The following is a 13,580-nucleotide window of genomic DNA, read 5'->3' on the forward strand; positions in this document are numbered from 1 at the left end:
CAGATGATTGAGCTACCGCTGGCGTTCAGCCTCGGATAGAGTTCGCACCATACGTCTTTTGCCGGTGTGAAAGGCATCGTCTGAAGTTTATGGATTTTTGAGGTAATTATAAAAATGAAAAAATTGTTAATGGTAGGATGTTTACTGACCGCATTTACCTCCGCTTCCGTTTTGGCGGATGCCAGCAGCGATCTCAAATCCCGCCTGGGTAAACTGAATACTTTCCATGCGAGCTTCACTCAGACTGTCACGAGTGATGACGGTGCAGCCGTTCAGCAGGGCGAAGGCCAGCTGTGGGTGAAACGTCCGAATCTGTTCAACTGGCACATGACCACGCCGGATGAAAGTATTCTGGTTTCCGACGGCAAGACGCTGTGGTTCTACAACCCCTTTGTTGAGCAAGTCACGGCGACCTGGCTGAAAAATGCCACGGGTAATACGCCTTTCATGCTGATCACGCGTAATGACAGCAGCGACTGGGCGAAATATAACGTGAAGCAAAAAGGTGATGATTTCGAGTTAACGCCGAAAGCGGCCACCGGAAATCTGAAGCAGTTCACCATCAACGTTACGCCAGCCGGTACTATTAAAAGCTTCTCTGCGATTGAGCAGGATGGCCAGAAAAGTGCTTATGCCCTTAAAGGCGAGCAAAATGCGTCCGTTGACGATGCTAAATTTAAATTTACGCCACCACAGGGTGTGACGGTGGATGACCAGCGTCAGTGAGGTCCCTTTGAGTAATATGTCACTCGATTTTTCCCATAATGAATTTCAGCCACTGGCCGCCAGAATGCGGCCAGTTACCCTTGCAGAATATATCGGTCAGCAGCACCTTTTAGCGCCGGGCAAACCTTTGCCGCGTGCGATTGAGGCGGGACAGTTGCATTCGATGATTTTGTGGGGGCCGCCGGGCACAGGGAAAACGACGCTGGCAGAACTGATCGGCCGCTATGCCAATGCAGATGTTGAACGCATTTCGGCGGTCACCTCAGGTATTAAAGAGATCCGCGAGGCGATTGAACGCGCCCGCCAAAACCGCGATGCCGGACGCCGTACCATTCTGTTTGTGGATGAGGTCCATCGCTTCAACAAAAGCCAGCAGGACGCATTTCTGCCGCATATCGAAGATGGCACTATAACGTTTATTGGTGCGACCACTGAAAATCCTTCATTCGAACTTAATTCCGCATTGTTATCCCGCGCCCGTGTTTATCTGCTCAAATCGCTGACGACTGAAGATATCGAAAAAGTTATCGATCAGGCGTTGACCAATGCAGAACGCGGCTACGCCAATGAAAAAATCCGTGTCCCGCCAGAAACCCGGCGCATGCTGTCGGAGCTGGTAAATGGTGATGCCCGCCGTGCGTTGAACAGTATAGAAATGATGGCTGACATGGCTGAAATTGATGCCAGGGGATTCCGCACATTAACTCCTGAACTGCTGACTGAAATTGCCGGTGAACGCAGCGCGCGTTTTGATAATAAAGGTGACCGTTTCTACGACTTGATCTCTGCACTGCACAAATCAGTCCGTGGATCCTCCCCTGATGCCGCGCTCTATTGGTACGCGCGCATTATCACCGCCGGTGGCGATCCGCTGTATGTTGCACGCCGTTTACTGGCGATTGCGTCAGAAGATGTCGGTAATGCTGATCCGCGTGGTATGCAGGTGGCGATTGCGGCCTGGGACTGTTTCACCCGCGTCGGCCCGGCGGAGGGGGAGCGGGCGATTGCTCAGGCGATCGTTTATCTGGCTTGTGCGCCGAAAAGCAATGCGGTCTACAGCGCGTTCAAAGCAGCAATGCGCGATGCCCGTGAGGAATCCGATTTCGACGTGCCGGAGCATTTACGCAACGCGCCGACCAAACTCATGAAAGAAATGGGGTTGGGTGCTGAGTATCGCTATGCGCACGATGAGCCGAACGCTTACGCTGCCGGTGAAGATTACTTCCCGCCGGAAATGGCCCGCACACAATATTATTATCCCACCGCGCGTGGCCTTGAAGGGAAGATCGGCGAAAAGCTGGCATGGCTTGCTGAACAAGATCAAAATAGCCCGACAAAACGCTACCGCTAACTTTATCGTTGCGGTAAGGTTACCTTGATAACTCTTTGACGCGCTGCCTTTTAAAGCCGCGTGCACCATCAAATTAACATTCAATAACGACACGTACAGGATTAGCATGCTCGATCCCAATCTGCTGCGTAATGAGCTAGACGCAGTTGCAGAAAAACTCGCTCGCAGAGGTTTTAAACTCGATGTGGAAAAGCTGCGTTCTCAGGAAGAGCGCCGCAAAGTCTTGCAAGTAGAAACGGAAACTCTCCAGGCTGAACGTAATGCACGATCGAAAACTATCGGTCAGGCTAAAGCCCGTGGCGAAGACATCGAACCCCTGCGTCAGGAAGTGACTACGCTGGGTGAGAAGCTGGATGCAGCGAAAGCTGAACTGGACGCATTGCAAAATGAAATCCGGGATATTGCTTCTGCCATTCCTAACCTGCCAGATGATTCCGTACCAGCCGGTAAAGATGAAAACGACAACCAGGAAGTGAGCCGTTGGGGAACTCCACGTCAGTACGATTTTACCGTTCGCGATCATGTGTCGCTGGGTGAAATGGCTGGCGGTCTGGATTTCGCGGCTGCGGTGAAACTGACCGGATCTCGTTTTGTGGTGATGAAAGGGCAAATCGCCCGCATGCACCGCGCGCTTTCCCAGTTCATGCTGGATCTGCACACAGAACAACACGGTTATCTGGAAGCCTATGTCCCATATCTGGTAAACCATGAGACGCTGTACGGCACAGGCCAGTTACCGAAGTTTGGCGAGGATTTGTTCCACACCAAGCCTCTGGATGAAGAAGCGGGCAGCAGTAACTATGCGCTGATCCCTACGGCTGAAGTGCCACTGACCAATCTGGTGCGTGACGAAATTCTTGAAGAAGAATCGCTGCCACTGAAGATGACTGCACATACGCCATGCTTCCGTTCAGAAGCCGGTTCTTATGGTCGTGATACCCGTGGCCTGATCCGTATGCACCAGTTCGACAAAGTCGAGATGGTGCAAATTGTTCGCCCGGAAGATTCCATGCAGGCACTTGAAGAGCTTACCGGCCACGCTGAAAAAGTGCTTCAGTTGCTGAACTTGCCATACCGTAAAGTGCTGCTCTGTACGGGTGACATGGGCTTCGGTTCCAGCAAAACCTACGATCTGGAAGTGTGGCTGCCTGCGCAAGATACTTACCGTGAAATCTCTTCATGCTCAAACATGGGGGATTTCCAGGCACGTCGAATGCAAGCCCGTTGTCGTAGCAAAACAGAGAAAAAACCGCGTCTGGTTCATACCCTGAACGGTTCTGGCCTGGCTGTTGGCCGTACTCTGGTTGCTGTGCTGGAAAACTACCAGCTGGCAGACGGACGTATCGAAGTACCTGCAGTACTGCGTCCTTACATGGGCGGTTTAGAATATATCGGTTAAGCCCGCTGTATATTCTATAACATAACGAATAAGCGCCTCAGGGCGCTTTTTTCATGGGTAAAACCGTGTGCTGTACGATGATTCCACTGTTTGCTTCGCGACAATCCCTCCTTTTTTGATAGCAGACAAAGTTTCCTACCCCATCGTGAGTAATATCCATGCATTCTGAGTGGGTAAATAAATACTCCCAATCCTGCGCATTTCTGCCCGCTCAACTCTTCGTCAATGTCTGATGACGCCGGTGAACACTGGTACGGATGACGGAGTCACTTAACGGAGCGGAAATATGTTGGAAATAAAACCAGAAATCGCCGCTGAGAAAAGCGGAATCAGTCGCCGTACGTTAATGAAAACCTCGACACTAGCCGGTCTGGCTATCGCTGCGGGCGGTGTCTCGCTGCCTTTTAGTCGTAAAGCGCTGGCTGCCGCCGTGAGTGAAGCAAAAAACACACTGCCTGAAGATAAAGTGGTCTGGGGCACATGTTCCGTTAACTGCGGCAGCCGCTGCGCGTTACGTTTGCATGTGCGTGATGACGAAGTTTACTGGGTTGAAACAGATAACACCGGCAGCGATATCTACGGAGATCACCAAGTTCGCGCTTGTCTGCGCGGTCGCTCAATCCGCCGGCGGATGAACCATCCTGAGCGTTTGAATTACCCGATGAAACGCGTCGGCAAACGCGGCGAAGGTAAATTCAAACGGATCAGTTGGGAAGAAGCTTTTGATGAAATAGCCAACAACCTGAAGCGTATCGTCGGTAAATACGGCAATGAGGCCGTTTATATCAATTACACTTCCGGCGTTATAGGCGGAAATATAACGCGCTCCTCTCCTTACGCCTCGCTGGTGACCCGCCTGATGAACTGTTACGGCGGTTTCCTTAGCCACTACGGCAGCTACAGTACCGCGCAAATCTCCTGCGCGATGCCATACACCTATGGCAGCAACGACGGTAACAGCACATCTGATATTGAAAACAGCAAGCTGGTCGTGTTTTTCGGTAACAATCCAGCTGAAACGCGGATGAGCGGCGGGGGGATCACCTACTATCTGGAAGAGGCGCGCCAGCGTTCCAATGCCCGCATGATCGTGATCGACCCGCGTTACACCGATACCGCCGCTGGCCGTGAAGATGAATGGATCCCGATCCGTCCGGGAACGGATGCCGCTCTGGTCGCAGGTCTTGCGTATGTGCTGATCACTGAAAACATGGTGGACCAGCCTTTCCTTGATGCGTATTGCGTGGGATACGACGAAAAAACACTGCCAGCGGATGCGCCAGCCAACAGCCATTACAAAGCGTACATTCTCGGACAGGGTGCGGATGCGACTGCCAAAACGCCGGAATGGGCATCGCGTATTACCGGTATTCCAGCCGATCGTATCGTCAAACTGGCGCGTGAAATCGGCCAGGCCAAACCTGCTTATATCTCTCAGGGCTGGGGCCCGCAGCGCCAGGCCAACGGCGAGCTGACGTCCCGCGCCATCGCTATGTTGCCGATTTTGACCGGTAACGTCGGCATTAACGGCGGTAACAGCGGCGCACGTGAATCGACGTACACCATCACCATCGAACGTATGCCGGTACTGGAAAACCCGGTGGAAACCCAGATCTCCTGCTTCAGTTGGACGGATGCCATCGCACGCGGCCCGGAAATGACCGCCAAAGCTGATGGCGTGCGTGGTAAAGACAAGTTGGATGTGCCGATCAAGTTCATATGGAACTATGCCGGTAATACCCTCACCAACCAGCATTCCGATATTAATAAAACTCACGATATTCTGCAGGACGACTCGCAGTGCGAGATGATCGTGGTGCTGGAAAACTTCATGACCTCTTCGGCTAAGTATGCCGATATCCTGCTGCCTGACCTCATGACTGTCGAACAGGAAGACATTATTCCTAATGAATACGCCGGCAATATGGGATATCTGATTTTCATCCAGCCCGCGACTTCTGCCAAATTTGAGCGCAAAGGCATTTACGAGATGATGAGTGAAGTGGCGCGTCGTCTTGGCCCGGATATTTACGACAAATTCACCGAAGGCCGTAATCAGCGGGAATGGTTGCAGTTTTTGTATGCCAAAATGCTGGCGAAAGACCCGGCGTTACCTGCGTATGAAGAACTGCGCGAGATGGGTATTTATAAGCGTAAAGACCCTGCCGGTCATTTCGTGGCCTACAAAAAATTCCGTCAGGATCCTGTTGCTAACCCGCTGAAAACGCCTTCAGGAAAAATCGAAATTTACTCTTCCGCGCTGGCCAAAATCGCCAGTGAATGGGAACTGCAAAAAGACGAAACCATCAGCCCGCTGCCGATCTATGCCTCAACCTTTGAAGGCTGGGACGACCCCAAACGCAGCCAGTTCCCGTTACAGATGTTTGGCTTCCACTATAAAGCGCGTACTCACTCCACCTACGGCAACATCGACGTGTTGCAGGCGGCCTGTCGTCAGGAAGTCTGGATTAACCCACTGGACGCCAAAACCCGTGGCATTCAAAACGGCGACAAAGTGAAAGTCTTCAACGATCGTGGGGAAGTACGCGTAGCGGCGAAGGTCACACCGCGCATTATTCCCGGCGTAGTGGCGATGGGGCAGGGGGCATGGCATCAGGCCAATATGAGCGGCGATCGTGTTGATCACGGCGCTTGCATGAACACGCTGACAACCCAGCGCCCGTCCCCGCTGGCTAAAGGGAATCCTCAGCATACGAATCTGATTCAGATAGAAAAAGTCTAAAGAAGCTACATCCCAGGAGTCAGGTTCATTGACATGGTTGTTAAATTTCCGTCCTTCGGGTAAGGGCGTTACGGAGTATGCAATGTCGGATTCAAACAGTAATAAAACCGGTTCAAATGGAGGCATCAGCCGTCGTGATCTGGTTAAGGGAACCACGCTTGCCGGTATGGCGGCAGCGGTTGGCGGGATATCGCTACCGTTTAAAACAATATGCGCTGAAACGTCTGCGGCTCCGGCGGGAGTCGCAGACGAAAAAATCGTCTGGAGTGCCTGCACCGTCAATTGTGAAAGCCGTTGCCCGCTGAGAATGCATGTTGTCGATGGGGTGATCCGTTATGTCGAAACGGATAACACGGGTGATGACAATTACGAAGGATTGCACCAGGTCAGAGCTTGTCTGCGTGGCCGCTCTATGCGCAGGCGGGTCTACAATCCTGATCGTCTCAAATACCCAATGAAGCGTGTAGGTAAGCGCGGGGAAGGTAAATTTAAGCGTATCAGCTGGGATGAAGCCTTAGACACGATTTCGGGCAGCCTGAAAGATGTCATTCAACGCTTTGGCAATGAAGCTGTTTACCTTAACTATGGTACCGGTACATTAGGTGGCACGATGACCCGTTCATGGCCGCCGGGTAAAACGCTGATTGCCCGCCTGATGAACTGTTGTGGCGGTTATCTCAATCATTATGGTGATTATAGTTCTGCACAAATTGCTGCGGGTCTCAATTATACCTACGGCGGCTGGGCGGATGGTAACAGCCCGTCAGATATTGAAAACAGCAAGCTGGTGGTTTTCTTCGGTAATAACCCTGGAGAGACCCGTCTTAGCGGCGGTGGGGTGACGTACTACCTCGAGCAGGCGCGGCTGAAATCTAATGCGCGCATGATCATTATTGATCCCCGTTATACCGACACTGGCGCTGGCCGTGAAGATGAATGGATACCAATTCGCCCTGGGACTGACGGCGCACTCGCCGCGGCGCTAGCGTATGTGATGATTACTGAAAATCTGGTCGATCAGCCATTCCTGGACAAATATTGCGTTGGCTACGACGAGAAAACGTTGCCCGCAGGCGCACCCGCCAATGGGCATTACAAAGCGTACATTCTGGGCGGTAGTGAGGACGGTATCGCCAAAACGCCTGCGTGGGCGTCAAAAATCACCGGCATTGCGGTGGATAAAATTGTCAAACTTGCCCGCGAAATAGGGCAGGCAAAACCAGCATTTATTGCCCAGGGCTGGGGACCTCAACGCCACTCAAACGGGGAAATTGCAACTCGTGCGATTGCCATGCTAGCGCTCCTTTCAGGAAATGTGGGCATTAACGGCGGTAACTCAGGCGCAAATTCGGGTTCTTACAGTCTGCCATTTGTACGTATGCCGACGTTCGATAATCCGGTGACTACAAGCATTCCGTTTTTCCTTTGGACGGATGCTGTCAAGCGTGGACCCGAACTGACAGCGGTACGAGACGGTATTCGGGGTAAGGATAAACTGGATGTCCCTATCAAGTTTATCTGGAATTATGCCGGTAATAGCTTGATCAATCAGCACTCTCAGATCAACCGCACTCATGACATTCTTCAGGATGATAAGCAGTGCGAGATGATTGTCGTCATAGATAATCACATGACCTCATCGGCTAAATATGCCGATATCCTCCTGCCTGATTGTACGGCTTCCGAACAGATGGATTTCTGCCTGGATGCTGAGTGCGGCAACATGGCTTATGTGATTTTCGCCGATCAGGCTATTAAACCGCGCTTTGAATGCAAAACCATCTATGAGATGACGACAGAACTGGCAAAACGTCTGGGGGTTGAACAGAAGTTTACTGAAGGGCGCAATCAGGAAGAGTGGATGCGCCATGTGTATCAACAATCGGTGCAGGCTATTCCCGAACTTCCCGATTTTGACACTTTCCGTCAGCAGGGAATTTTCAAAAAGCGTGACCCGGAAGGACATCATGTTGCCTATAAGGCATTCCGTGAGGATCCTCAGGCTAATCCTCTGGAAACGGCTTCGGGAAAAATTGAGATCTATTCCGCACCACTGGCTGAGATCGCCGCGAAATGGCAACTGGAAAAAGATGATGTCATTGATCCGTTGCCTGTTTATGCCGCCGGATTTGAAAATTACGATGACCCGATTGCGAGCCGCTACCCGCTGCAGCTGACAGGCTTCCATTTCAAAGGGCGTGCGCATTCCACCTACGGTAACGTCGACGTGCTTAAAGCGGCCTGCAGGCAGGAAATGTGGATTAACCCGTTAGATGCTGCTCAGCGCGGTATCAAAAACGGCGATATGATCCGCATTTTTAACGATCGTGGTGAAGTGCATATTGCCGCGAAAGTTACGCCGCGCATGATGCCTGGCGTTGTCGCGCTGGGTGAAGGCGCCTGGTATTCACCAGACAGCAAGAAAATCGACCGTGCGGGCAGCATCAACGTACTGACGTCCCAAAGACCTTCACCGCTGGCGAAAGGTAACCCCTCTCACACCAACCTTGTGCAAGTGGCTAAGGTTTAATGGAGTAAAACATGACTACTCAATATGGTTTTTATATTGACTCAAGCCGCTGCACTGGATGCAAAACGTGTGAGCTGGCCTGTAAAGATTTCAAAAATTTAACCCCGGACGTTAGCTTCCGCCGCATCTATGAATATGCCGGTGGCGACTGGCAAAAAGACGGTGACGGCTGGAATCAGAACGTGTTCGCCTATTATCTGTCGATTTCATGCAATCACTGCGCTGATCCGGCCTGTACCAAAGTCTGCCCGAGCGGTGCGATGCATAAACGTGAAGACGGATTTGTGGTGGTGAATGAAGACGTGTGTATCGGCTGTCGTTACTGCCATATGGCTTGTCCGTACGGCGCGCCACAGTATAACGAAGCGAAAGGCCACATGACCAAGTGCGACGGCTGTTATGAGCGCGTTGCTGCAGGTAAAAAACCTATTTGTGTTGAATCCTGCCCGCTGCGCGCGCTGGATATGGCGCCTATCGAAGAGTTGCGTGCGAAATACGGTGATCTGGCGGAGGTGGCACCGCTTCCGGCTGCGCATTTCACTCACCCAAATATCGTCATCAAACCCAATGCGAATTGCCGTCCAGTAGGCGATACCACGGGTTATCTGGCTAACCCGAAGGAGGTTTGAGATGGGAAACGGATGGCATGAATGGCCTTTAATGGTCTTTACCGTATTAGGGCAGTGCGTTGTGGGGGCCTTTATCGTGCTGGCCATTGCGCTGCTGACGCAACGTTCCGTGGAAGAACATCGTCGTATTCACCTCTCGATGTTCTTTCTGTGGGTGCTGATGGCGGTGGCGTTTATCGCTTCTGTTCTGCACCTCGGCTCGCCACTGCGTGCTTTCAATTCGCTCAATCGTCTCGGTGCTTCGCCGCTGAGTAATGAAATCGGCAGCGGTTCGTTGTTCTTCGCACTGGGCGGCATTTACTGGCTGCTGGCGGTGATCAACAAAATGCCGCGTGCGCTGGGCAAAATCTGGCTGGTGATCACCATGCTGGCGGGTATCGGGTTTGTTTACGCGATGTGTCGCGTGTATGAAATCAGTACTGTTCCTACATGGGATAACATCTATACCGTGTTCCACTTCGGGCTGACGGTGCTTATCGGCGGGCCGGTGCTCGGCTATCTGCTGCTACGCGGTGCCAATATTAATGGCTGTGGTTTGCGCCTGCTGCCGGCGATCAGCCTTATTGCACTGGTGGTGAGCATGGCGGTGGTCGTGATGCAAAGCGCCGGTCTGGCGGGCATCAACAGCTCAGTTCAGGCTGCCTCAGCACTTATCCCGCAATACGGCACATTATCCGCGTGGCGGCTGGTGCTGATTGGTCTGGGGTTGGGCTGTTGGTTCTGTCCGCTGATCATGCGCAAACGTCCGGCATTAGCCTCAATGGTTCTGGCCTTTGTGCTGGTCTTTGCCGGTGAGCTGATCGGGCGTGCGATTTTCTACGGACTGCATATGACGGTGGGTATGGCCGTTAGCGGTTAATGACCGGCCAGTTATAAATATCAGGGAACGTATTGCCCCAGGTGGCGCGTTCCCGCAACAATGAGTGAATTATGTCAGCAGAATCAATTAGTTTAACTGGAAAGATTTTAGGCGCGATGCTGTTCTATCCGCCAGGATCGCAAAAAGTTCATCCTCTCGTCGAGTTGCTGAAAAGCAATGACTGGGTACCGCTGTGGCCCTGTGCAACTGAAGAAGCGAAGGCACTGGCTGCGGCAATGTTTAGTCAGACGGAAAGCGCAGAGGAAAGTATCGACGATGCCTATCAGCGCCTGTTTATAGGGCCATATGCCTTACCGGCTCCACCGTGGGGTTCCGTTTATCTGGATAAAGAATCGGTGGTGTTTGGTGATTCCACGCTGGCATTACGTCAGTGGATGCGTGAAAACCATATCGAGCCGCAGCTGACGCAGGCAGAACCTGAAGACCATATCGGTCTGATGCTGATGATGTGTGCATGGCTGGCGGAGAATTCCCCGTCATTGCTGAACGCATTTTTGACGGTGCATTTACTGCCGTGGGCTGCGCGCTATCTCGAATTATTGCGCCAGAAAGCTGAGCATCCGTTGTATGCGGGTGTTGCAATCCTCGCCGAATCGACTCTGACTGGCTGGCAACATGCGCTGGCGGCGGAAACACCGATAGTTGAGCTCTATTTCTAATGAGCGATTCGCAAGGGGGGATGGGCAACCGAAATGTCAGTCGTCGCGGGTTGTTTCGCGGCCTGCTGGCGTCAGGAAAGCAGGCAATTGAACAGGCTGCGATCTCTGCGACTCCAACGTTGCAGCGCCCGTTACCCCGTCCGCCGCAGGCTGTGGCAGAGCCTTCTTTCATGCTGCTTTGTAATGGCTGCGGAAAGTGTATGCAAGCCTGTCCTGTGGGGATCCTGCGTATTGAGCAAGATAAAGTCGTCCTGAGCATCGAACACGCAGAATGCGATTTTTGTGGTGCCTGTACGCAAGTTTGTGAAAGCGGGGCACTGGATATTTCTGTTCCAAGGGATACAGGATTAAGACCTATTATCCTGCCGCAGTGTCTGGGGCGCATGGATGACCTGTGTCGGATGTGCGAAATTGGGTGTCCGCGCACGGCAATATTTTTTAATCAACAGAATCATCCTTCTGTTGATACGGAAAAATGCGACGGTTGCGGAAAATGCAAACTTGTTTGTTATCATGGTGATATTAGGTTGTCACTGAAGCTTCATGATTCCTCATCGTAGCGGTTGATTAACGATTTCAATCATCGCCCTCCAGTTTGTGCTCAGGCCTCTTTTTGCCAGATTGACTTTTATTGCGCTGGTGGCATGATGCGCGCAATTTCTTCCTCTTTGTGGTCATCAACGCTCTATGTCCGCCTATTCCCGTCCCGTTTTTCTGCTGCTGTGCGGACTTCTTCTGCTGACGATTTCTATCGCCGTCTTAAACACGCTGGTCCCTTTATGGCTCAGCCACGAGCAGTTGCCGACCTGGCAGGTGGGCCTTGTCAGTTCATCGTATTTCACCGGTAATTTACTGGGAACGTTAATTGCTGGCAGTCTGATAAAACGGTTCGGTTTTAATCGCAGCTACTATTTCTCCTGCTTCCTGTTTGCGGTTGCGACAGCTGGTCTGGCGCTTTCCATGAGTTTCTGGAGCTGGATCGGGGCACGTTTTGTGGCCGGTGTTGGATGTGCGCTTATTTGGGTGGTCGTGGAGAGTGCGCTGATGCGCAGCGGAACGGTGAAGAACCGTGGGCAACTGCTGGCGGCGTACATGATCATGTATTACATCGGCACTGTCGTCGGGCAGTTGCTGGTGGGAACAGTGCCCACGGCATTATTCAGCGTCCTGCCGTGGGTGACGTCGCTTATTGTGATCGCCATGTTGCCATTGTTGTTTGCTCATCTGGAAAATCAGGACAGCGAGGAGCCGCGTCATTCGGTTCTGCCAATGTTCCGCCGCCGTAATGCGCGCCTTGGGATCAACGGCTGCATTATTTCCGGCATTGTGCTCGGCTCACTGTATGGCCTGATGCCGTTGTTCCTGACGCATCAAGGTATGAGTGATGCGGATGTGGGCTACTGGATGGCGTTGCTGGTCAGCGCTGGGATTATCGGGCAATGGCCGGTCGGGCGCCTGGCAGACCGCTATGGTCGCCTGATGGTGTTACGTATTCAGATTTTTTGCGTGATACTCGGCAGCATCGCTATGCTCAGTGGTTATGCGATGGCACCGACGTTATTCATTCTTGGGTGTGCCGGTTTCACGTTATATCCGGTAGCAATGTCGTGGGCCTGCGAGAAGGTCAGTTCTGAAGAGCTTGTCGCTATGAATCAGGCGCTGCTGATGAGCTATACACTTGGCAGCCTTGCCGGGCCAACGATGACCGCAATGCTGATGCAGAGCTATTCTGACCGTCTGCTGTTTGTAATGATTGCTGTCGTTTCACTGGTATATCTGGTAATGCTAATGCGCAAGGCAGACAAGAGCCCAAATCCTGTGGCAGCAGCATAATCTAAAGGTTCTGATCTGCACCCAATAAAAAAGACGCCGTAAATGGCGTCTTTTTTGCATTGCGTTGGGCATCAGTAAATAACTTTATGCCCGTAGCTGGCAAGAATGTTTTTCACTCTGTCCATAATTTCTGTAGTTGGCGGGTTCACACCGTCCAGCCCGTATTCCTCTCCCATCGCCGTCCATTTATGCTTACCCAGTTCGTGATAAGGCAGCAGTTCAATTTTTTCGATGTTAGTCATATCTTTGGTGAACTCACCGAGCTTATGCGCTGACTCGTCATCATCGGACCAGCCCGGTACCACGACGTAACGGATCCACGTGCGCTGATTTCGTTTTGCCAGATAACGGGCAAAATCCAGCGTGCGGTGGTTCGAGACACCGACCAGATTCTGGTGAATATCATCGTTCATCTGTTTCAGGTCGAGCATCACCAGATCGGAAGCATCAAGTAATTCATCGATTACCGGGTCGTAACGGCGGACAAAACCGTTGGTATCCAGACAGGTGTTAATCCCTTCTTTCTGGCAGGCTCGGAACCAGTCACGCACGAACTCTGCCTGAAGAATGGCCTCACCGCCAGATGCGGTGACACCTCCGCCGGATGCATTCATAAAGTGGCGATAGGTCACCACTTCTTTCATTAAATCTTCGACATTGATTTCTTTACCGCCGTGGGTGTCCCAGGTATCGCGATTGTGGCAATACATGCAACGCATCAGGCAACCCTGGAAAAAAACAATGAAGCGGATACCTGGGCCATCTACGGTGCCACAGGACTCATATGAGTGGATTCGACCTTGAACTGACATTGCGGGTTATTCTCCATA

At 52.1% G+C, this 13,580-nt stretch carries 11 protein-coding genes; 10 read left to right on the forward strand and 1 reads right to left on the reverse strand.

Features of this window, described 5'->3' with window-relative positions; genetic code table 11:
• The first annotated feature begins 114 nt into the window (after nt 1-114).
• From lolA to GE278_07550, 10 genes are all read left to right on the forward strand, one after another.
• The gene (gene lolA, locus GE278_07505; GenBank protein QLK60616.1) at nt 115-726 is read left to right on the forward strand and encodes an outer membrane lipoprotein chaperone LolA; all 612 of its coding nucleotides are present in this window, start codon (nt 115-117) and stop codon (nt 724-726) included.
• A 7-nt stretch (nt 727-733) separates the two neighbouring features.
• Complete coding sequence (locus GE278_07510) at nt 734-2,077, forward strand: AAA family ATPase (GenBank protein QLK60617.1); 1,344 nt, start codon at nt 734-736, stop codon at nt 2,075-2,077.
• Between the two features lie 106 nt (nt 2,078-2,183).
• Nucleotides 2,184-3,476 (forward strand): serine--tRNA ligase, encoded by a 1,293-nt coding sequence (gene serS / locus GE278_07515; protein ID QLK60618.1) that lies wholly within the window; start codon nt 2,184-2,186, stop codon nt 3,474-3,476.
• A gap of 286 nt (nt 3,477-3,762) precedes the next feature.
• On the forward strand, nt 3,763-6,219 hold the full coding sequence (locus tag GE278_07520) for a molybdopterin-dependent oxidoreductase (GenBank protein ID QLK60619.1): 2,457 nt from the start codon (nt 3,763-3,765) through the stop codon (nt 6,217-6,219).
• Nucleotides 6,220-6,301: 82 nt separating this feature from the next.
• On the forward strand, nt 6,302-8,749 hold the full coding sequence (locus tag GE278_07525) for a molybdopterin-dependent oxidoreductase (GenBank protein QLK60620.1): 2,448 nt from the start codon (nt 6,302-6,304) through the stop codon (nt 8,747-8,749).
• Nucleotides 8,750-8,760: 11 nt separating this feature from the next.
• On the forward strand, nt 8,761-9,378 hold the full coding sequence (gene dmsB / locus GE278_07530; GenBank protein ID QLK60621.1) for a dimethylsulfoxide reductase subunit B: 618 nt from the start codon (nt 8,761-8,763) through the stop codon (nt 9,376-9,378).
• 1 nt (nt 9,379) lies between these two features.
• Entirely contained in the window at nt 9,380-10,237 is an 858-nt protein-coding gene (locus GE278_07535; GenBank protein ID QLK60622.1) for a dimethylsulfoxide reductase, read from the forward strand.
• 71 nt (nt 10,238-10,308) lie between these two features.
• On the forward strand, nt 10,309-10,917 hold the full coding sequence (gene dmsD / locus GE278_07540) for a Tat proofreading chaperone DmsD (GenBank protein ID QLK60623.1): 609 nt from the start codon (nt 10,309-10,311) through the stop codon (nt 10,915-10,917).
• A complete protein-coding gene (locus GE278_07545; protein QLK60624.1) occupies nt 10,917-11,477 on the forward strand; it encodes a 4Fe-4S dicluster domain-containing protein in 561 nt (186 codons plus the stop codon). The genes dmsD and GE278_07545 overlap by 1 nt, the downstream gene beginning before the upstream one ends.
• A gap of 127 nt (nt 11,478-11,604) precedes the next feature.
• Entirely contained in the window at nt 11,605-12,750 is a 1,146-nt protein-coding gene (locus GE278_07550) for an MFS transporter (protein QLK60625.1), read from the forward strand.
• 71 nt (nt 12,751-12,821) lie between these two features.
• Here the strand turns inward: GE278_07550 and pflA are convergent, their stop codons facing one another.
• The gene (gene pflA, locus GE278_07555) at nt 12,822-13,562 is read right to left on the reverse strand and encodes a pyruvate formate lyase 1-activating protein (GenBank protein QLK60626.1); all 741 of its coding nucleotides are present in this window, start codon (nt 13,560-13,562) and stop codon (nt 12,822-12,824) included.
• Nucleotides 13,563-13,580: the final 18 nt, after the last annotated feature.

Source organism: Enterobacteriaceae bacterium Kacie_13, from assembly GCA_013457415.1.
Classification (GTDB): Bacteria; Pseudomonadota; Gammaproteobacteria; order Enterobacterales; family Enterobacteriaceae; genus Rahnella.

What these genes read in the sequence shown, in the direction of transcription:
- lolA (QLK60616.1), top strand. Translation starts at nt 115, where the DNA reads ATGAAAAAATTGTTAATGGTAGGATGTTTACTGACCGCATTTACCTCC.
- serS (QLK60618.1), top strand. Translation starts at nt 2,184, where the DNA reads ATGCTCGATCCCAATCTGCTGCGTAATGAGCTAGACGCAGTTGCAGAA.
- GE278_07520 (QLK60619.1), top strand. Translation starts at nt 3,763, where the DNA reads ATGTTGGAAATAAAACCAGAAATCGCCGCTGAGAAAAGCGGAATCAGT.
- GE278_07525 (QLK60620.1), top strand. Translation starts at nt 6,302, where the DNA reads ATGTCGGATTCAAACAGTAATAAAACCGGTTCAAATGGAGGCATCAGC.
- dmsB (QLK60621.1), top strand. Translation starts at nt 8,761, where the DNA reads ATGACTACTCAATATGGTTTTTATATTGACTCAAGCCGCTGCACTGGA.
- GE278_07535 (QLK60622.1), top strand. Translation starts at nt 9,380, where the DNA reads ATGGGAAACGGATGGCATGAATGGCCTTTAATGGTCTTTACCGTATTA.
- dmsD (QLK60623.1), top strand. Translation starts at nt 10,309, where the DNA reads ATGTCAGCAGAATCAATTAGTTTAACTGGAAAGATTTTAGGCGCGATG.
- GE278_07545 (QLK60624.1), top strand. Translation starts at nt 10,917, where the DNA reads ATGAGCGATTCGCAAGGGGGGATGGGCAACCGAAATGTCAGTCGTCGC.
- GE278_07550 (QLK60625.1), top strand. Translation starts at nt 11,605, where the DNA reads ATGTCCGCCTATTCCCGTCCCGTTTTTCTGCTGCTGTGCGGACTTCTT.
- pflA (QLK60626.1), bottom strand. Translation starts at nt 13,562, where the DNA reads ATGTCAGTTCAAGGTCGAATCCACTCATATGAGTCCTGTGGCACCGTA.